21 protein-coding genes are annotated in these 19,527 nt (G+C 63.3%); 10 read left to right on the plus strand and 11 right to left on the minus strand.

What is annotated here, in order from left to right; translation table 11 throughout:
* The first annotated feature begins 395 nt into the window (after positions 1–395).
* Entirely contained in the window at positions 396–839 is a 444-nt protein-coding gene (locus ABIA30_RS05920) for a hypothetical protein (RefSeq protein ID WP_370062956.1), read from the plus strand.
* Here ABIA30_RS05920 and ABIA30_RS05925 read toward each other — a convergent pair.
* The 5 genes from ABIA30_RS05925 to ABIA30_RS05945 form a co-directional block, all read right to left on the minus strand.
* Entirely contained in the window at positions 821–1,561 is a 741-nt protein-coding gene (locus ABIA30_RS05925) for a gamma-glutamyl-gamma-aminobutyrate hydrolase family protein (RefSeq protein ID WP_370062958.1), read from the minus strand. The two genes, ABIA30_RS05920 and ABIA30_RS05925, sit on opposite strands and share 19 nt — an antisense overlap.
* A 27-nt stretch (positions 1,562–1,588) precedes the next feature.
* A complete protein-coding gene (locus tag ABIA30_RS05930; RefSeq protein WP_370062960.1) occupies positions 1,589–2,788 on the minus strand; it encodes an acyl-CoA dehydrogenase family protein in 1,200 nt (399 codons plus the stop codon).
* Positions 2,789–2,806: 18 nt separating this feature from the next.
* Positions 2,807–3,760 (minus strand): LLM class flavin-dependent oxidoreductase, encoded by a 954-nt coding sequence (locus tag ABIA30_RS05935; RefSeq protein WP_370062962.1) that lies wholly within the window; start codon positions 3,758–3,760, stop codon positions 2,807–2,809.
* Between the two features lie 80 nt (positions 3,761–3,840).
* Positions 3,841–5,178, minus strand: a complete 1,338-nt coding sequence (locus tag ABIA30_RS05940; protein ID WP_370062964.1) for a glutamine synthetase family protein — start codon at positions 5,176–5,178, stop codon at positions 3,841–3,843.
* 1 nt (position 5,179) lies between these two features.
* Positions 5,180–6,646, minus strand: a complete 1,467-nt coding sequence (locus ABIA30_RS05945; protein WP_370062966.1) for an APC family permease — start codon at positions 6,644–6,646, stop codon at positions 5,180–5,182.
* Between the two features lie 204 nt (positions 6,647–6,850).
* Between ABIA30_RS05945 and ABIA30_RS05950 the strand changes: the two genes are divergently transcribed.
* On the plus strand, positions 6,851–7,597 hold the full coding sequence (locus ABIA30_RS05950; RefSeq protein WP_370062968.1) for a MetQ/NlpA family ABC transporter substrate-binding protein: 747 nt from the start codon (positions 6,851–6,853) through the stop codon (positions 7,595–7,597).
* A 3-nt stretch (positions 7,598–7,600) separates the two neighbouring features.
* Here the strand turns inward: ABIA30_RS05950 and ABIA30_RS05955 are convergent, their stop codons facing one another.
* Positions 7,601–8,176 (minus strand): winged helix-turn-helix domain-containing protein, encoded by a 576-nt coding sequence (locus ABIA30_RS05955; protein WP_370062970.1) that lies wholly within the window; start codon positions 8,174–8,176, stop codon positions 7,601–7,603.
* Positions 8,177–8,264: 88 nt separating this feature from the next.
* Positions 8,265–8,639 carry a DUF732 domain-containing protein gene (locus ABIA30_RS05960; protein WP_370062972.1) on the minus strand — a complete coding sequence of 125 codons (375 nt, stop codon included), beginning with the start codon at positions 8,637–8,639 and terminating at the stop codon, positions 8,265–8,267.
* 147 nt (positions 8,640–8,786) lie between these two features.
* Between ABIA30_RS05960 and ABIA30_RS05965 the strand changes: the two genes are divergently transcribed.
* The 3 genes from ABIA30_RS05965 (at position 8,787) to ABIA30_RS05975 (ending at position 11,679) form a co-directional block, all read left to right on the plus strand.
* Positions 8,787–10,166 carry a deoxyribodipyrimidine photo-lyase gene (locus ABIA30_RS05965; protein WP_370062974.1) on the plus strand — a complete coding sequence of 460 codons (1,380 nt, stop codon included), beginning with the start codon at positions 8,787–8,789 and terminating at the stop codon, positions 10,164–10,166.
* A 133-nt stretch (positions 10,167–10,299) separates the two neighbouring features.
* Entirely contained in the window at positions 10,300–10,788 is a 489-nt protein-coding gene (locus tag ABIA30_RS05970; RefSeq protein ID WP_370062976.1) for a TspO/MBR family protein, read from the plus strand.
* 102 nt (positions 10,789–10,890) lie between these two features.
* Positions 10,891–11,679, plus strand: a complete 789-nt coding sequence (locus ABIA30_RS05975; protein ID WP_370062978.1) for a type 1 glutamine amidotransferase domain-containing protein — start codon at positions 10,891–10,893, stop codon at positions 11,677–11,679.
* Positions 11,680–11,695: 16 nt separating this feature from the next.
* Here ABIA30_RS05975 and ABIA30_RS05980 read toward each other — a convergent pair whose 3' ends face one another.
* Positions 11,696–12,868, minus strand: a complete 1,173-nt coding sequence (locus tag ABIA30_RS05980) for an aldose epimerase family protein (protein ID WP_370062980.1) — start codon at positions 12,866–12,868, stop codon at positions 11,696–11,698.
* 260 nt (positions 12,869–13,128) lie between these two features.
* On the opposite strand from ABIA30_RS05980, the gene ABIA30_RS05985 reads away from it, so the two are divergent.
* On the plus strand, positions 13,129–14,493 hold the full coding sequence (locus ABIA30_RS05985; protein ID WP_370062982.1) for a cytochrome P450: 1,365 nt from the start codon (positions 13,129–13,131) through the stop codon (positions 14,491–14,493).
* Between the two features lie 14 nt (positions 14,494–14,507).
* Here ABIA30_RS05985 and ABIA30_RS05990 read toward each other — a convergent pair whose 3' ends face one another.
* Positions 14,508–15,017 carry a hypothetical protein gene (locus ABIA30_RS05990; protein ID WP_370062984.1) on the minus strand — a complete coding sequence of 170 codons (510 nt, stop codon included), beginning with the start codon at positions 15,015–15,017 and terminating at the stop codon, positions 14,508–14,510.
* A gap of 90 nt (positions 15,018–15,107) precedes the next feature.
* Positions 15,108–15,458 carry a hypothetical protein gene (locus ABIA30_RS05995; RefSeq protein ID WP_370062986.1) on the minus strand — a complete coding sequence of 117 codons (351 nt, stop codon included), beginning with the start codon at positions 15,456–15,458 and terminating at the stop codon, positions 15,108–15,110.
* A gap of 257 nt (positions 15,459–15,715) precedes the next feature.
* Between ABIA30_RS05995 and ABIA30_RS06000 the strand changes: the two genes are divergently transcribed.
* Positions 15,716–16,549 carry an enoyl-CoA hydratase/isomerase family protein gene (locus ABIA30_RS06000; protein WP_370062988.1) on the plus strand — a complete coding sequence of 278 codons (834 nt, stop codon included), beginning with the start codon at positions 15,716–15,718 and terminating at the stop codon, positions 16,547–16,549.
* 50 nt (positions 16,550–16,599) lie between these two features.
* Complete coding sequence (locus tag ABIA30_RS06005; protein WP_370062990.1) at positions 16,600–17,022, plus strand: hypothetical protein; 423 nt, start codon at positions 16,600–16,602, stop codon at positions 17,020–17,022.
* Here the strand turns inward: ABIA30_RS06005 and ABIA30_RS06010 are convergent.
* On the minus strand, positions 17,019–17,609 hold the full coding sequence (locus ABIA30_RS06010) for a TetR/AcrR family transcriptional regulator (RefSeq protein ID WP_370062992.1): 591 nt from the start codon (positions 17,607–17,609) through the stop codon (positions 17,019–17,021). The two genes, ABIA30_RS06005 and ABIA30_RS06010, sit on opposite strands and share 4 nt — an antisense overlap.
* Before the next feature lie 97 nt (positions 17,610–17,706).
* Here ABIA30_RS06010 and ABIA30_RS06015 point away from each other — a divergent pair, with 97 nt between their 5' ends.
* Both ABIA30_RS06015 and ABIA30_RS06020 read left to right on the plus strand, forming a co-directional pair.
* On the plus strand, positions 17,707–18,141 hold the full coding sequence (locus tag ABIA30_RS06015; RefSeq protein ID WP_370062994.1) for a nuclear transport factor 2 family protein: 435 nt from the start codon (positions 17,707–17,709) through the stop codon (positions 18,139–18,141).
* A 588-nt stretch (positions 18,142–18,729) separates the two neighbouring features.
* Positions 18,730–19,101, plus strand: coding sequence for a DUF732 domain-containing protein (locus tag ABIA30_RS06020; RefSeq protein WP_370062996.1), 372 nt, complete (start codon positions 18,730–18,732; stop codon positions 19,099–19,101).
* Positions 19,102–19,527 lie beyond the last annotated feature (426 nt).

A 19,527-nucleotide genomic window follows, 5' to 3' on the forward strand; every position in this document is an offset into this window, starting at 1 on the left:
CGACCTTCGATCCGATGCTGCCAAGTACCGACTCATCTACGACCGGTCGGCGAGATCGACCCGTGAGGAGCCGGGTGCCGATGGCCATATTTTTAGTGCAATGCAGTTTCACTATTAGTGCAGCCGAGTTGCAGTAATTGCGCAGATCGGCCCACCCGCGGAACGGTGGTCGACCCCTACTGCGGTAGGAGAAGGTCCAGGTCGAAATTTCCGACCGCAGCACGATCCGATTGCACGCCGCGCTTCCTACGCTACTGAATACACAGTGCACAGCCGATTTCGGACATCACGACCAAAGAAGGTCCCGGCACCGGCGCACGAAAGCGAGAGGGCTTATGGACAATCCGCCGGATTCGTCAAACACCAGATGCCCACGGGTAGCCGTGGCGGTGGCAATGGCGGTCGCCGCCACGGTCGCGGGCGCCGAACCGGTATGGGCGTCCCCGGCGCATCGGATGCTCCTACTCCCAAACATGCACACCTGCGACTTCCAGCCCGTGACATCCCAATTCGGTCGCGCCGGGGCAACGTCCTTTGCGGATATCACCTTCGACGGGCAAACCGCTGTCGCGCACATCAACATGACACAGGGCGCAGACAACGCCCAGTATGTCGTCCGGATGATTCCAGCCCCACACGCGGTACTGGGCTGCGCAGCAGGCGACCCCGGCATCACCACCGGACTGCTGCACACCGATGATTTCGGTACCGGCAGCGTGACGCTGCAGGCTCCACTTGCACGCTTCACCACCGGCGTGTGGCTCGCGGTCGATCTGCCGTCCGCACACTCGCAGATGCCACGAGAGTTCTACAGCAGCAACTACATCGCGTCGGTCTGATCAGCTAGAGCCGGATACTCCAGCCGATTTGACGCGATGGCGCGCGCCAGCGCAATGAAGGGTGCGCGTTTCACCGATTCCGACGTGCCGGGCGCCTCCGGATGCCATTGGATGGCAAGCACCCAACCGTCGCTCGCCTCGAACGCTTCGATCAAACCGTCTGGCGCGTATCCCGTGGCCACGAGACCTGTACCCAGCGACGCGATGCCCTGGTGATGAGCCGATGCGACGACGACGGTGTCCGCGTCATGTGCAGCACGAACGCGACTACCCGTCGCGAGGTTGACCGGGTGCCACGCGAATACCTCACCGGCAGTTGCGCTCTGGTGCGCTACTTCGCCTGGCGCCAGATCGATGTGGAGATCGCCGCCGCGCGCTACGTTCAGCACTTGTGCTCCGCGACAGATTCCGAGCACTGGTAGGCCCACGTCCTGTGCCCGTGCGGCCAGGGTGAAGTCGAGTTCGTCTTGCTCGTCGTTGACGTCGTACACCGCAGGGGTCGCGGCCCGGCCGTAGCGCAGCGGGTTGATGTCGCCGCCGCCGGTCAGCACGAGTCCGCCGGCATCGGACAACGACACAAACGGATCGTCGACCACGAGCGGTGTGAGTCCCGCGCTGCGCACCAGCTCGACGATCCGCTCGAAGAGCTCATTCGCAGCGGTGACGCGGGGATCGTCGCCAACTGACAACCGACGCGGCACGACGACAACCCGTGGGGTCACCTTTGGGTCCTTCCTGACGGCACCTGCTCAGAAGTATCCGGAGTTGGGCGGAAGTGTGCCATTGACGACGAAATCTCCAGTTGCCCAGGCTTTGTATGCAAGCGGGTTGTGGCTTGCGATGATTCTCGCGTTACGCCAGTGGCGGTCCAGATTCAGTGTCCGCGCGGTGGCCGACGCGCCGGCGGTGTCGAACAGCCGCTGTGCGGCGTCGAGAGTGAGCCGTTCAGCGACGAGTTGCGCCTTGGCCACCTCGATCGCCGCAGCACCGATGGCCTGCTGGTCGTCGATCCGATCCGAATCCACCACTCGATCCAGTGCCTCCGCAGCACTGATGGTGACGGCCTCGGCGGTCGACGTCCAGGCCGCTATCTCCCCGACGGCCTGCAGCACGAACGGATCCTGCGTGGCTGAAGTACCGAGCGAATGTGCTGCCGGACGTGCCTTGTTCTGGATGAACCAGATCGCGTCGCGCAACACGCCCTTGGCTATTCCCACGGCCACCGCCGTCAGGTAGAGCTGCAAGAAGGTCTGGCTGTGTGCCAGGCGGCGGTCTTCTGGAACCAGCGAGATCTCCTCGTCGTAGACCGGCACGGCGTCGAATGACGTTGCCCCGCTGGCAGTCAGCCGCTGCCCGAATCCGTCCCAGTCGTCGAACAACGTCACCCCGTGTCGGTTGGCAGGGATGATCACGTGCACTTCTCGGCCGTCCTCACGCTCGGCGGAGACCGCGATCAGATCTGCGTACAAGGTGCCGGTCGAGTAGAACTTGCGGCCGTCCAACCGATATTGACCGGGACCGTCGGCACGCAGCGTGGTGCCAGTCGACGCCGGCGATGCGCCGACAGCTTCTGTGATCGCATTGCCGACGATCTTTCCGCCGATGATTTCGGGAAACCACCGAGCACGTAGAACATGGCTGCCGCGGTTACCCAGAAGCCGTTCCACGAATCCGAAATGGGCGCGGAGAGCCTGGGCCACGTTGGAGCTCGCCGCCGCGATGTCGATCACCGTCGCGACGACGTCGACGATGGAACCGCCGGGGCCGCCGAATTCGCGCGGTATCCGCAACGCGAGTACCCCGGTGTCCGCGATCGCCCGTGTCGACTCGTGGTGCAACGTGCGGTTCAGTTCGTATCGGGCGTCTTCCTCGGCGAGTGTTTCGACGACCGACTCCAGTAGTGCCCGCCGATCAGCGACGGAACCAGCGGCCAATGCCGTTACGGTCATGGGGTTTTCCTTCTCAGCTCATCGGAATAGGGGCATGATGTGGGTGGCGAAACGTTCCATCTCGGTTTCCAGCGGTTGGAACTGCAGCATGAACAGGTCGATGCCGAGATTGGCGAACGCCGTGATCCGTTCGGCCACTTGCTCGTAACTGCCGACCAGTCCGGCCAGGGTGCCGCCGTTGGTGCCGACACGAGCGACACCCTCATGGACCTTGAACATCGCAGTGGCCGCATCGGCCCCCGCGGTGCGGTCACGTTGCCCCGAACTGTCGACGAGGCTCTGCAGGTAGTGGAACTCGCGCTGAGCTTCTTCCTCTGACTCCCTGGCGATCACAAACGCCGACAAGCCGAACTGCAACGGATCCAGCTTATTTCGTTCGCGCCGCCGCATATCGTCAACGAGTTCGGCGACCTCAGCCGGTGGCCGTCCGTTCAGGAAGAACACATCGGCCTGCGCTGCGGCCAAGGCCCGGGCCGCGTCGGATTCACCGCCCAGATAGACCCGAGGTGCACGCGTGAGCGCGGGCCGCAACTGGGCGCCGGCTGCTACTGCCCCGTCAAGCCCCGACTCGATGGCCTCACCGCGCCACAGTCGCCCGACCACGTCAAGCCATTCGCGTGAGTATTCATATCGATCACCATGGGTGACGTCACCCAGACCGATCGCTTCCAGCTCGGGAAGAAACCATCCGCTGACCAGATTGATCGCCAACCTGTCGGCGGCAATCTGCTCGATATTTGCAACAGTTTTCGCAAACACCAGCGGATTGAACAGCAGTGGCTTTATCGCACCGATCAATTCGACACGGCTGGTGGCCTCGGCGAGCCCTGCCAGCGTCGACCAGGTTTCGAGCACGTCGTGTTCGGGGCCGCCCGGGTGCAGTACGTGTTGGGCCACCAGGGTCGAATCGAAGCCCAGTTGTTCGGCCCGCACAATGAGATCGCGCGTACGCCGGTAACTCGCGTCGGGCATCTCGATGGGATGCGTTCTGGCACCCCATGTTCCATAGACGGGAGCCCACACCCCGAATCGAGGCGCAGTCAGTGTGGCGGTCATGAGTTGGCCAGGTAGCGCTGGAATTCCCAGTCGGTGACCGCACTGGAATATTCGTCCCACTCACTCTGGGCAATCTCGGCAAAGTCGTGCACCGAGTCGGCGCCCAGGATGTCCAAGATGGCGTCATCACTGCGGGCCAGGGCGATGGCGACGCCGAGCGATTCCGGCAGCCGCACACCGACGTCGTAGAGGTTGCCCGTCAGCGGTCCCGGCGGATCACGCCTGGCTTCCAGGCCGGCGACTACGGCAGCCAGCGCGGATGCGATGAGCCAGTATGGATTTGCATCGGATGCGCCCGTTCGGAGCTCGATTCGCGTTGCCCCCGGCGAGGATTCGAGTAGCGACCTGACTGCGGACGTACGGTTGTCCCGGCTCCAGGTCAGAGTGGCCGGGGCAAACGATCCGGGCACATACCTGCGGTAGGCGTTTACCGAATGTGCGCCGAACAACGTGATCGATGGCAGGTGTTCGAGTAGACCGGCTATCGCATGTAGTCCGATCTGGCTCTCTGTTCCGTCGCCGCCGGCCAGCACCGGCTCACCGTCCCTCCACAGGGAGATATGGAGATGCGCAGAGCTGCCGGAATGCTCCGAGAACGGCTTCGGCATGAACGTCGCCAACTTGCCGTTACGCCGGGCGATTTCCTTTACCGCGTACTTGAGCCTGGCACTGTTGTCTGCGGCGTCGAGCGCGTCGCTGTAGACCAGGTTCGCCTCGACTTGACCGGGTCCGTACTCGGTGAGCAACCCCTCCAACGAGGTGAACGATCGCAACACCGAATAGAGCTCACCGAGTAGTGGCTCCAATGTGTTGGCGTTCTGTAATGAGTACGCGTGCACGTCGTTCTGGAAGATCGATCCATCAGGATTGAGCAAGTAGAACTCGAACTCAGCACCGACCTTGGCCGTGTATCCAAGTATCTCGAGCCGCCGGATCACTCGCCGTAGGACACCTCGGGGATCCAGTGGTGACGGCGTCCGATCGTGGGAGACGATGTCGGAGATGACGTGCCCCACGCCGGGCCGCCAGGGCAGCTCTCGGAAAGTACCCAAATCGGGTATCGCGAACGCGTCGGGGTAACCCGTATTCCAATTGGTGAGGCGAAGGCTCTCGATTACCCGCGCGTTGGTGTTCCACGCGAGTGCCCCATCGCAGAAGCCGAAACCTGGTGCTTCGGCGCGCTGCAGGAACTGGTCCGCGGGTACCCGCTTGCCCAGTGCGTGACCGAACTGGTCGCTCCAAGCGACCTCGACCTCGGTGATCACCGCGGTGTCGATCAGGTCGACAAAGCCCCTGTGTCGCTGGTCAATTCCGGCTTCTGTGGTCACGGACATGTCAGCCCTCCTCTGCTACATCGATAGACGTCTGGCTGCGAGGTGGCACCACTCGGGCTCGCCTGAAGCCCAGTACCGCACCGCCGACAAAACTCAGCACGAGCACCAGGATCACGGCCAAGGCCAATCCCGACGAACCGCCGACCAGGTCTTTCAGGTTCACCAGGATCAACCCGAGGAACGCCACCAATCCGGCTAGTCCGAGAGCCGGGGCGATACGGACTCGCCACAACGAATAGTGCCGCCGGTCGCGCGAGAAGAATTTCAGGACCGCTGCGCTGGTCAGCACCATCAGCGCGAGAACACCGACCGTCGTAATCCCCGAGAGCCAGGTGTAGAACTCGGTACTGGGATCGAGTTGGGCCACAGTGGCCACGCCGACAACGGCAAGGATCAGCGCCGACAGTGCCAGCGACGCGATGTGTGGTGAGCCATGACGGGTGTGCGGCCGGCCAAAGGCAGCGGGCAGAACTCCGCGGCCGGACAGCGCGAAGAGGTATCGGGACACCACGTTGTGAAAGGACAGGATGCAGGCGAAGAGACTGGTGACGAAGAGGACCTGAATCACGTCGGCGCCGACGGCACCGAGGTAACGCTGCGCGGTGTCGACAAGCATGGTGCCGCCGGAATTCGTTGCGCGTTCCACAGCTTCGTGGTCGCCCCAGGCCGAGATCAGTGCCCAGCTCGACACCGTGTAGAAGAGTCCGATGACGGCCAGCGCGATGTAGGTCGCGTAGGGAATGGTCCGGTCCGGGTCGCGTGCCTCGTCCCGGAAGATGGCCGTGGCCTCGAATCCGAGGAACGAGATGATCGCGAAGAGCAGCCCGATTCCTGGTGCCCCCGAGACGATCTCCGTCGGGTTGAGCAGTCCTGTCGACAATCCATGGTCACCGCCGCGGCCGACGATCACAGCGTCGAGCACAACGACAATGGCGATCTCGGCGATGAGCAGGACGGCAAGCACTCGACTGGAGAGCTCGATGTTGCGGTAGCCCAGATACGTGATGACCGCGAGCCCGGCCAAGGCCCATACCGGCCACGGCAGCTGCGGTACGCCGACCAAGGCCAGCAGGCCGCCGAGCTGAGGACCCAACAGGCCATACACGGCGGCTTCCATGGACGCGTAGGTGAGCACTGCCACGAACGCCGCACCTATCGCCGGACTGACCCCAAAGCCTTGCTGCACATAGGAAAAGAACGCTCCGGCCTCGCGAACGAAGGGCGTCATGGCGGTGAAACCTATCGCGAACAACAGCAGCACGACGGTGGCAATGACAAAGGTTGCCGGGAAGCCAGGGCCGTTGCCGGTTGCGATGCCGAGCGGCACCGGACCACCGATGACACCCAGGGGTGCCGCCGCGGCCAGCACCATGAAGACGATGGCCAGGATTCCTAGATTTCCGCGTAAACGCTCACCGACGGCGGGAGAACCGCCATCGGCGCGTGCGGCGGTATGTTCGACCGTCACGACCAGTCCCCTAGATGCTCGATGAATGTTGTTGAATACAAAAACTATTGGCTTCCGCTCGACGGCTCCAGCCAGGAGTACACCGGCGCTGACAGTACGTAACATTGGGTAACACTGAGGGCACGTGACGGTTCACAGATCGCGCGACCATCGGTAGTGTTCCTGTCACACGACGGTGGCGAGCATCATCCAAAGGGGTTGCCGATGGGCACTATTCGATCGATACGGGGATCCGGCGAGGTCTTACGCGTGGGTGCGACTCCGGTGCCCCACGCAGAAATCCTGGACCACATCCGGCCAGCCCTCGCTCGTGACGGAATCGACCTCCACATCGACGTATTCGATACATTCGATGAGCCGAACCGGCACCTGGTCACCGGGTCCATCGATGCAAACTTCTTTCAGTATTTGCCTTTTCTCCAAGAGTTCAACGCCTCTTCGGCCCTGCAGTTGATCCCAGTCGCACCGGTGCACATCGAGCCATTCGCCCTCTACTCAGAATCCATTGCCGATCTCGCCGATGTGCCGACGTACGCACAGGTGGCGCTTCCCGGAGATCCGGCGAACGTCGGACGGGCACTGCGCATCCTCCACGAGCTGGGTCTGCTGACCCTTCGCCATGAGGCGCTCGACCATCCAGGCCTGGACGCGATCGCGGACAACCCAAAACAATTGCTGTTCAAAGAGATTGCCAGCGCGCGTCTTGCCGATGTCCTGGCCGACTTCGATCTGGTTTTCCTCTTCGGCAACTACGCGATGGATCGCCAGATCGACCTACGCTCGGCGCTGTACTGCGACCGGGCGAACAGCGCCTATGCCGAATACCTCGTGGCGCGACCGGACAACTGCCACAGTGAGCCAATCAGGTTGTTGGCTAGCGCATTACAGTCAGAATCCGTGCGGGCATTTCTGGCCCGCGCGTACGGAGACCAGGTTGTTGCCGCGTTCTGAAGGTCAGGCGGACCGGATCGGTCGCTGGCCCCGGAATCGCGTCGAAGGGTGCGGATCGAACCGGTAGCCCTGGCCGCGCACGGTCGTCAACGTCATCGCATGGACCCCCAGCTTTATCCGGATGCGGCGGACATGGGTGTCGATCGTCCGCAGTGATGCAAACCCGTAGTCCCAGACGTTCTCGATCAACTCTTCGCGGGAGATGATCCGACGGGGATGCTGCGCCAGGTACGCGAGCAATTCGAATTCTTTGTACGCCATCGAGATCGGCCGCCCATCGGCGCTGACCTGCCGTGTCGATCGGTCGATGACCAATCCGCCGGCCGGCACCGCCGCCGAGGTCGGGCCAGAATCCGGGGTGATCGCCGCTTTTCCCACCCGGGCACCGGGCACCCGATACGCCATGTACGCGCTGAACTCGTCGATCAGGGCCATTACCTGATCCTGAGCATCGTCGGTCGCAGTGGGAAGCTCCACCGTCAGCACCACTTTCGATGCCCGGACACTGCGGCCCTGATACATCCACGCTCCCTTGTCGATCAGAACTCGATTCTGCGCAACGGCAACGGCCGTGGACACCGTTAGCGTCAGACTGAATCGAACCCGTCACCATCAGGGGCCCGCACCGCGGGGTACGGAACGACGTCCCGAGCCGCGGCGGTGGCTCTCATCCCGGTTCCGACGTCGGTTTGTATCCGGCTGCGGACTGGCGCAGCTGCCAAATCTGCTCAGGGCACAGCTCATCGATGGCCTGGTTGATCAGATAGCCGGCCTGGTATTCATCGGCGGTCTGCTGATCAGCCTTGACCTGGCCGATCACCACAGAATAGGGATGGCCCGCGCCGACGTCGTCGCACAATCCGCGCCCGTAGCGCAGCGCATCGTCGGGCCCGGCGAACTGGTAGCCGGGTCGCACCGTGATGTTGATCAGGTAACCAGCTGTATCTGCCTGTGCTGCAGGCGGATTAAGCACCGCAGCAGCCAATGCCGCAACAGCAGCGGCTGCGCCGGCGAGGTGTCTGTGGTTGAGGACGTCAGTCACGTTGCGTACTCCTCGTTGGATACGAGTGCGGTCTGTCGGCATCCATCCTGCCCCAAGTACGCTGCGCTGGCTGTCCGCAAGCTGCAGGTCCGACCTCTCGTACGACCCCGCCTGGTCCGGCGCATGACCGACGACCAGGATAGATTCATGCCCTCACTTCTGTGGTTTCGCCGTGATTTGCGGCTACGCGATCATCCCGCGTTGCTCGCCGCCGCGAATGCGGGCCCGGAGGTTCTCGGCTGCTTTGTGTTGGATCCTCGCCTAGAGGCTTCCTCCGGTGCGCGCAGACTGCAATTTCTGGGCGACTGCCTCCGACACCTACACGACGATCTCGACGGTCGGCTACTGGTAACCCGCGGGCTTCCGGAAGAGCGAATTCCGTTGATCGCCAAAGAACTCAACGCCAGTGCAGTTCACGTTTCAGCCGAGTTCACCCCCTTCGGGCGTCGCCGCGACGAGAGGGTTCAGGCAGCGCTTGGGGCGGTGCCGCTGGTCATGACCGGCTCCCCCTATCTGGTCTCGCCGGGCCGTGTGGTGAAAGACGACGGCGACCCATATCGGGTGTTCACACCATTCTTCCGACGTTGGCGCGAGCACGGCTGGCGGGCGCCCGCCCAATCCGATGTCCAATGCGCCCGCTGGCTTGAGCCGGCTGAGCTGTCCGACGCCTCAACCGGATCGGTGGACATACCAAACCCACGGGTGCCACTGCACTGCGCCGCCGGTGAGCAGCATGCCCTACTCCAGTGGCAGAAGTTCATCGAAGAGAACCTGGGGAACTACGCCGGACAGCGCGACTTTCCAAACATCGACGCGACCAGCCAGATGGCGGTACATCTGAAGTTCGGCACCATCCACCCGCGCACCCTGGTTACCGATCTCTCGCTGGACCAACCAGGCGACGCAGCATACCTGCGCCAGTTGGCTTTTCGCGATTTCTACGCCGCGGTGCTGCACCACTGGCCGCACAGTGGGTGGTGCAACTGGAACCGGGACTTCGACGCCATCGAGACCGACACGGACACGGCTGCGATGCAACTATTCGAAGCGTGGAAGGACGGTCGGACCGGGTTCCCGTTCATTGACGCCGGTATGCGTCAATTGCGCGAGACCGGCTTCATGCACAACCGACTTCGGATGGCCACTGCCTCATTCCTGGTGAAAGACCTGCATCTGCCGTGGCAGTGGGGAGCCCGCTGGTTCTTGGAACAGCTGCTCGACGGCGACGTCGCGAACAATCAGCACGGCTGGCAATGGTGCGCCGGCAGCGGCACCGACGCTGCGCCGTATTTTCGGGTGTTCAACCCGACAGCGCAGGGGCAGAAATTCGACCCGGACGGTGACTACGTTCGCCGGTGGGTTCCCGAGCTGGCCACCGTCGACGACGCACATTTGAAGAATGGACCGCGACCGGCCGGCTATCCGTCACCGATCGTCGATCACGGGCACGAACGGGCCGAAGCGCTGTTGCGTTATCGGGCCATCAAGGCCGGCCGGGCACATTCTGGTAGCCTCGAAAACGACTAGCCGAGGCGGCTGACCGCCAGGCCCGAAGCGTTCAGCTTCGGCGACTTGGCAATTGAACAGTCAGTGCCACAACGATTTTGACCATGCCGATGTTGACGGCTGCTAGTTGAACGTCATCGACGAAAGGAGTCCGGTGCGAATCACCACCCTCCTGATCACCGGAGCAGCCAGTGCCGCGAGTGCGGCCTTGGGCGGTCTGGCGACCGGCCCTGCCGTCCGATCGCACTGGTACGAACAACTGGACAAACCCGCCTATCAGCCACCGCAAGCGGTGTTCCCGATTGTCTGGCCCGCGCTGTATGCCGACATCGCGGTTGTATCAGCCGCCACGATTGATCGACTGAATGCTTCCGGGGCCGAGAGTGAACGCCGGGGCTATCAAGCCGCGCTTGCGGTCAATCTGGTGCTCAATACGGCCTGGTCGTGGGTGTTCTTCAGAAGACACCGGATTGGCTCTGCAGTCCTGGTCAGTGCCGGCCTGACCGCCAGCAGCGTCGACTTGGCTCGGCGTGCACAAACCGTCCTCGGTCCGCGCGCAAGACCGCTGGCGCTCTATCCGCTGTGGTGCGGTTTTGCCACCGTGTTGTGCACAGATATCTGGCGGCGCAATCGGCGGCCCTGATTCGCCGCACTCCCCTACGCCGTCGACACCGTGTCCGGTCCTCAATATGCTGTCGACACGGCGCTCGCACCCGGCGAACGCGCGTCTTTCGGAGGACTGGAGATGAGCCGGTCGAAGCCCGTTGTCCTGATGCTGCTCCCCGCGATGGATTACGACCCCACCGAGTCGGCCGTGATCTGGGACGGCCTGACGACCGCCGGAGTCGAAGTCCAGTTCGCGACCCCAGGCGGTGAGCCCGCGTACGCCGACTCTCGGCTTGTGGACGAGGGCTTCTCGGTGCTGTCGCCTGTTCTCATGACGCGGCCGGACGCACTGTCGGCTTACCGGCGCATGACCGACGATCCACTGTTCGCACGGCCCCACGCCTACGACGGCATCGATATCGACGAGATCGACGGTCTCTTCATCCCCGGCGGCCACGCCAAGGGTGTCCGCTCGCTACTGGAATCCACAGTGGCACAACAGGTTGCTGTATCGGTGTTCGACCGGAACCTACCCGTGGGCGCCGTCTGCCACGGTGTGCTCCTGCTCGCCCGCTCGATCGATCCCTCGACGGGACGGTCCGTCCTGTACGGACGCCGCACCACCGCGCTCACTGAGTCTCTGGAATTGAGCGGTTGGCGCTTGACCCGGCTCTGGCTGGGCGATTACTACCGCACCTACCCGGTCACTGTCGAAGCCGAGGTCACTGCGGCTCTGGCCTCGGAGCAGGATTTCGAGCGCGGACCCAGTTTCACCGTGTTGCGCGACAGCTCGGGCCACCTCGGCCGCGGGTTCACCGTGCGGGACGGCCACTATCTGTCGGGCCGGTGGCCCGGCGATTGCCATCGGCTGGCCGCGGAGTACGTCGATCTGGTGCTCGAGCACTGCCGTTCGAGCGCCGGCGACTGACGACGGGTGCCGCCGCCTACTCGGTACCGAAGCCGAATGTTGTTGTCGAATCGTAGGTTTGGCCCGGGTTCAGGGTTGTGCTCGGGAAGTTGGGATGATTCGGCGAATCCGGGAAGTGCTGGGTTTCCATGGTGAATCCCGCACCTTGCCGGTAGATATGCCCGCTGGTACCCGTGAATGCGCCGTTGATGAAGTTCGACGTGTAGAACTGCACGCCCGGTTCGGTCGTGGAGACGGTCAGGGTGCGCCCGGTCTCGGGATCCTCGATCTTGGCCGCCTGCACCAGCCCAGTGTTGTTGGCGCGGTTGATCACCCAGTTGTGGTCGTAGCCGTGGGCCAGCAGGAGCTGCGGGTCGTTGGCATTGATGTGTTCACCGATCGCCGTCGGCAACGTGAAATCGAATGGGGTGCCCTGGACTGGGGCTATCTGCCCCGTCGGGATCTGGGTGGCATCGGTCGGCGTGTAATTGTCGGCATTGAGGGTAAGCTTCTGGTTGTAAATACCTAGCGTGCTCTCGCCGGCCAGGTTGAAGTAGCTGTGATTGGTCAGATTCACCACAGTCGGCGCATCGGTCGTCGCGTGGTAGTTGATGCGCAGTTCGTTCTTCTCGTCGACGGTGTAGGTGACCGTCGTCGTCAATGCGCCGGGATATCCCATTTCCCCTGAGGGACTGACATATTGGAGTTTCAGCCCAACGCTGTCACTGCCGTTCTGCGGGCTGGCCTGCCATACCTTCTGGTCGAATCCCACCGTGCCGCCATGCAGGCTGTTGCCGTTGTTGTTGATCGGCACGTGGTACGTGGCGCCATTCAGCTTGAAGGTCCCCTTGGCGATGCGGTTGCCGTAGCGGCCGATGATCGCACCGAAGTACGTCTTCCCGTCGCCGGTGTTGTTCACGTAGCCATCCAGCGTGGGGAAACCGAGCACCACGTTGTCAGCTCGGCCGGCACGATCGAGCGTCTCGATCGACTGAATGATGCCGCCGTACGTCAGGATCCGCACGCGTACACCGTGACCGTTGTTCAGTGTGTATCGACTCACCAGGGTGCCACCCACCTGGCCGAACGGCTCACTGGTGATGGACGGTGCGCCGCTGCTCTCGTTTGTTTTCGTCGTGCTGTTACTGCACGCCGCCAACCCCACCACGCCCGCGATAGCGATCAATTGCTGTAGTCGTTTCCCCCGCATGACGCTCCTGACTCTCCCTGGTGATGCAGCAGTGGAGAAGCATTATTCGCCGCACACGCGTGGCGCGAGTGTCATATGAGGCGATTCCGGCGGCTTGTCGTCTCCACCGAGCACATCTGTGCCGCGTAACGAGAGGCGGCTCTCGCTCCCGGTCGAGAATCATCGCCGGCGTACCACGACCACTGTCGCACTGACGGGCTCTACACCAGGACACCTTCAGGTACTTGCAATCCGCGAGGAGCAGCCTGATTCTTGGTGTCATGACCGCAACAATCGACGCACGCGACGTCGGCACACTGCCGCTCGCGCCGAGAAACCCACTGCCCTTACGGCAGTTGCTCACGACGCGGCAATTACACACCGGACTGGTACTGCTGAGTGAAGTCGGTGGACCGGTGAGCCGCATCGCAGTGGTGCCCAAGGTAGTGACCCCGCCCATTGTGCTGGTCACCTCACCCGGCGGTATCCGCGACGTATTAGGCCGCACCGACAGCCTTGCCGAGCGTTGCCAGATCCACGAAGAGGTACGAAACATTGTGGGCGACAACCTCTTTGTGCTACCCAACCGCTCATGGGCGCCGCGGAGACGCGCACTGCAACCGGTGTTCACCAAACAGCACGTCGACGGCTTCGGCGGACACATGACCCAGGCGGCGCGAACGACCGCCGATCGCTGGCGCGCAAGCAGCGAAGTCGACCTCGACATCGAGTGTCGTCGACTGGCCATGCGGTCGCTGGGCTACTCGATTCTCGGTCTCGACATCAACGAACACAGCAACACAATCGCAGAGAACATGCACGTCGCATCCCGTTACACGGCCGACCGCGCCCTGCGGCCGATCCGGGCGCCACAGTGGCTCCCGACGCCGGGACGCCGTCGTGCTCGCGCCGCGGTTGCGCGGATGCGCCACATGACCATGGACATCCTGCAGGAGTGCCGGGCAGATCCGACTCGCGATGCGCCCCTGGTCAAAGCGCTGCTTGGGGCCACCGACCCCGACACCGGCCGGTCGCTCTCCGACGACGACATCTGCAACGACCTGCTGATCTTCATGCTGGCCGGCCACGACACGACGGCGACGACGCTGACGTACGCCTTGTGGCAGCTGGGCCACCATCCGGAGATGCAGGACCGAGTCGCTGCCGAGGTGGCCGCCATCGGCGATCGGGAGCTGACGCCCGACGATCTACCGCAGCTCAAGTACACCGCCCAGGTGCTGAACGAGTCGCTGCGCCTGTGCCCGCCGGCAGCAGGTGTCGGGCGCTTGGCAATGCGCGACATTGTGGTCGACGGCTACCGCGTGGAAGCCGGCAGCATCGTGGCCATCGGGATCAGCGCCGTGCACCGAGACCCGACCCTCTGGGAACGCCCTCTGGTCTTCGACCCCGACCGGTTCAGCCCCGAGAACTCGAAGAACCGCAACCGCTGGCAGTTCATCCCGTTCGCCGCCGGCCCACGTTCGTGCATCGGTGAACACTTCGCGATGCTGGTGACCACACTTGCGCTCGCCACCATCATCCAATCGACCCGAATCCGCTCGCTGGACAAGGACTTTGCCGTCGAATCGCCGTACACCACCATCGCCAAAGGGCCCATCCCGGTTCGGGTCGACGCGCGGCGGTGACGTTGACTACGCGGTCAGCCGCCGGCGCTCTCGGCCTTCCACATTGAGTACCCGAGACCCGCTGCTGTAGCGCCGAACTTGATCAAGGCTGCGACCTGGGCGCGTCGCGCGTTCACCGCGATGTCCTGCCGGTTCAGGACGCGGATAAGCGAGACTCCCTCGACGGCGTCGGCCGCGACAGCGCCCGCAGCCAGGGACGACAGCCACGCGGGGTGCTCTCGGGACCTCCGGCGCCGCTCGATGAGCAGAGCGAGCAGCGTTCCGTACGTGGTCATGTACCCGAAGTCGAGCCACATCGATTGGCGCGCCGCCCGTTGGCCGTCCTGGCCCCACCGCCTCATGATGTCTTCGGCTTTGGCGGCGCTGCCCGCGAGTTCGAAGGGGATGATGCCCGGGCCACCGGCCGCGCGCATCCGACTCTCCAATCGGAGCATCACCACGGAGTAGCCGACGTAGGCGGTCGTCGCAGCCGCGATCCGGTGCTCACGTACCCAGCGGATGACAGAAGCGTTGGCGTGGGTCATATCGGCAGCGTATCCACGTCGGCTGATGTTCTCGCGCATTGTGCGCCGGACGGCGGTCCAAATTCTCAACCGGCGCAAGCGGTTCGACGTCTAGTCGAGCCCGACCCGCACTGTGACCCGGCCTTTGTCATCACGGTCGGCGACAGCGTGCCCGGTGCGGTCGGCGCCGCGGAAGTTGAGCAGCGTGATGGGTCCGCCCTCGCCAAGGAAGTTGCGCCACCAACTCTTGGCATCCGGAGTCATGACGCTGATGACGACCTCATCACCGGAGAGTCGGTAGTTCACCGGGGTCTGGAAGCTGCGCCCCGATTTGCGACCGGTGTAGCGGATCTCGACCAGATTGCGGCCGACAAGTCCGCCGAGAAACGGGACGGTGGTCAGGCCGACGGCGAGCCGGTTGAATGCGCGTGCGACGGGGTTGTCGAAGAAGCTGTTGGACATGATCGCCAGGCTAGCGCCCGTAAGGCGCCACAGCTTGTCCGAAGGCAGCACGTCCTCCTCGCCGCGCCGCGCCGAACACCATCGTCGGTCCGTTGTCAATCTAGAGGATGCGCTCTAATATCATTTTAGATGACCCACTCTAGAACGGCTGGGTGGACACTCGACCGCGATCTGCCCGCACTCGTCGGATAGTGGTGGCGGCATTCGCCGCTACAGGGTCAGCCAACCCGGCGCCGTGTTGAAAGTGAGGAACGCTGATGACCCAATCCATCTACCAGGCATTGATCACCGAGGGCGACGCCCCGGACGCCCCACGCCGCGTGCGCGTGGAGCACCGCGGCGACCGCGCAGTAATCACACTCGACGAACCGGATCGCCTCAACGCGCTATCGGCACCGCTGGTGCGCCAACTGCGCCGGGCCCTCGAATCCATCGATGACGAGCCGAGCGTGCGCAGCGTCGTATTGACCGGCGGCGGAGCCGGATTCAGCGCCGGCGGCGACCTGCAGATGATGAGTCAAGTAATCGCCAGACAGACCGAACCGGCGGGGATGACCGACGTGTGGCGATGGATTCGACGCGAGTTCGGCGGTATCGCACGACTCATCGCCCGGTCGGACACCATCTTCATCGCCGCACTCAACGGTCCGGCTGCAGGCGTCGGGCTGGCCTGGGCGATGTCATGCGATCTGACCATCGCCAGCGACAACGCGGTGATCGTGCCCGCGTTCGGCCGCATCGGACTCCTTCCAGAAGTGGGCACCAGCTGGGCACTGACCCGGCGCCTGGGCTACCAGGGGGCGCTGGCCTACTACCTGCGGGGCGAACACATCGACGCCCACGCCGCTCAACGTATGGGACTGGTGCATGACGTCGTCGCCCACGACCAGCTGCTTGCCGCCGCCGACGAATGGTGCTCGCGCGTCGCCGCTCTGCCCGAACACGTGGTGGCAATGACCAAACCGCTGCTGCGGGCCGCCGCGGACGCCAACTGGAACGACGCGCTCACCATGGAGGAGTTCGCCGAACCGACCTGTTTCACCACTGCGGCGTTCGCCGACAACGTGACCGCCTTGCTGAGAACGACGTAGGGGGCAGCGTGTCCACTTCCCACGCGTCGCGCGTCGTCACAATGCCATTGGTGGCGGCAGACTTTCCCACCGACTACTGGGACTGCTTCCGCGTCAACTCCGGTGCGGGCAGCAGGCCGGCCCGTGAGTGGGCCCAACTATGTTTGCGTGGCGCAGAAACCGCGAACCGTGCGTTCAGCCGCATCGCATGGCAGGGCCTGCTCGGCTTCCGCCTCGCCGCTCGCGGCACGAACGGGACATTGGTCGGCTGGCGGATTCTGGTCGATACACCAACCCAATTCGTGCTGGACGCCGACGGGGCACGCATGGCTGGGCGAATGGTGTTCACCGTTTCCGACACGGACGTGGAATGGACGACGATGCTGCACTACCACTGCACTGCGGGGCGCCTGGTGTGGGCGATTGCCGGGAACGCACACCGGGCGCTCGCGCCTGCATGTCTCAACAGAGCCGGCGATGCACTCCTGTGTTAATCCGTGGGCGTCGCCAGGATGACACCCGCGAGGTCGCGGACCAGCACGGTCACCCGTTTTGGCGGCGGTTCACCCGCCAGAAGGTGACGGCGCATCGCAGCCAGTGGCAGATCCAGCATGGCGAAAGTGATCTGATCGGGGGGCCGGCCGGTCTCTTTGGCCAGCCCCCGCACTATGCCGCTCAGGCGCCGCTGCGAAATGTCCTCCATCGTGGCCAGTTCGGTGCAGGCAGACTCAGACCATTCTTCGGGCTCGAACGTCCGCACGCCGGCCTGCAGCACGACAGCCTCCGGCAGGTGCGTGCGGCACCAGTCAACGGTCCACACCGCTGCGCGCACCGCATCGTCGGCGGTGGGCCGCTCCCCCAGAACTTCGAGGTAGCCGCTCTGAAAGCGGCGTGCGGTGCGCATCCACAAGGCAGCGAGCAGCGCAGCTCGATCGGGGTAGCGGTGATAGACCGAACCGCTTGGGGCTCCCACCTCGCGGGCAACCGCATTCATCGTCAGCGCGCGCAACCCACCCGCCGCGAACAGGCGCGCGGCGGCGCCCAAGAAGTCGTCAGCGCTGTGCACCGGAGGTCTACCCATGAACTAGAGGATATGCTCTACTAGAGTTTTAGATGAATAACTCTAAAAAAATGCGCCTTGGTTGGATGTCCATTCCCATCCCCGAAAGAAGCTGCACATGAGCACATCTGACGCGATTCCCGCCACCGAGGTAGTCGCGCGCCTATACGCTGCATTCGCCGCCGGCGACGGCCCCACACTGGCCGGCCTGCTGCATCCAGAATTCACCGGCCGAGTCAGCGACGGCATGCCATTCGGCCTCGGCGGCATCGTGCACAGCCCCGAACAGATGCTGCGCGACGTCTGGGGCGCCACGCACACCCACTACGAAACCACACCCCACCCAGACGAATATCTCGCAGTCGGCCGCGATCGCGTCATCGTGCTCGGCTACTACCGCGGGCGCAGCCGGGCCACGCACCGGCAGTACGAGGCCGCGTTCACGCACGACATCACCATCCGCGACAGAAAGATCGCCTCGCTCGTCCAGATCACCGATACCAAGCGCTGGCACGACGCGCTGATTTCAGATGGGGTGTACGACAGAGCGTAGGGACCGCGCTTCCCCGTTCACCCGGCCAGGACCAGAGCAGTCGAAGCGGGGACCGAAACACACCGACAGAATTCGCTGCACCGGACACGACCTTTCCCCTCCACCAAATTGGCTTAGCGACGGCGCGAGCACTCTAGCGTCAGTGAATTCAACGTGGGCGCACGCCGCTAGCAATCTCCACAGCAAGAGTCAACCCCCAGCGAAAGATCGCGGTGCGTCATCCTCGACCGAATCGGAATAGTACTTTTGGTATTACCCATGGAGCAATCTTTAGCCATTTGCAGTTCGTTTGCTTGATTTGAACGCCCTGACCTTAATTGCAGCTCATTCGCAGTCCTTGCCATCATGATTGCCCATTGCCGTTAGCCATGGATTGGCCAGCGAAATATCGTCACCTGAAGTCGACAACCTTCCACGGATGGATTAGTCGAATAATTCTCGACGGCTGCGCGAGTTATTCACAAAGCCTATTTAATTGACGTCATCGTAGATGCAGCTAAAAGTCGCGATATCCGCTCCAGGGCAGCACAATTCAACGTACGCTCACGTTCGCTGTCGTCGAACATGCAATGGCTTGGGGGTTGCCGCATGAAAACAACAAGAATGGCGAGCTGGTCGCTCAATGCCGCCGTCATCGCAATGGCTGTCGGGCTGGCCGCGCCGCCAGCCATAGCCGACGTCGGCACCGAAAGTGCCACCGACCTGGTGTTCATGAAGGCGTTGAACGATAAGAGCATTCACATGACCAACGATCGGGCCATCGACCTCGCTCACGGGGCGTGCTCTGAACTACAGCATGGCGGTGACTTGATCTCGACGCTTGTCTACATCAAGAACAATTCCGCGTTGTCCGACAACGACACGGTCATCTTCGATGGACTTGCAATCTATGCCTACTGCCAGCAGTACTTTCCCGAGGTGCGCGCAGCTGCCCAAAGCGCTGCCCCACAACCATTTTGAGTAGGACCCGAGCCTAGCTGCGGAGTTCACCCGGGCCCGCTTGGGCAATCAGTTGCAGCACGGCGGGATGCCCGGCGCCGCCGGCGCACCGGGGTACGCGGGTCGTTGGCCCCACTGCCTCCAGCGTGCAGTGCCCGGGGGTGCCGCACACGTGACGCAGCGGATATCGCTCAGCAAGTATGTTGAATGCCAACGATATTGGGCCAGCACAAGCCCTCGAGAAGCTGACGACCAGCGCGTGAGTCGCACCGAACAAGGCGTCTCTGAAAATCCGGTCATGTTGGTAGACCGAACTGGTGACAATCACCGACCTGATCTGCGTATCGAGCTCGGTGCCCCACACCGACGGCCCACAATCCCCGGACAGTTGGTATCCCGCGAGGTGTTGATTCATCGCCGCGACCAAATGCTCCGCCGATCGGTGCG

This window comes from Mycobacterium sp. MAA66, from assembly GCF_041261665.1.
GTDB lineage: Bacteria > Actinomycetota > Actinomycetes > Mycobacteriales > Mycobacteriaceae > Mycobacterium.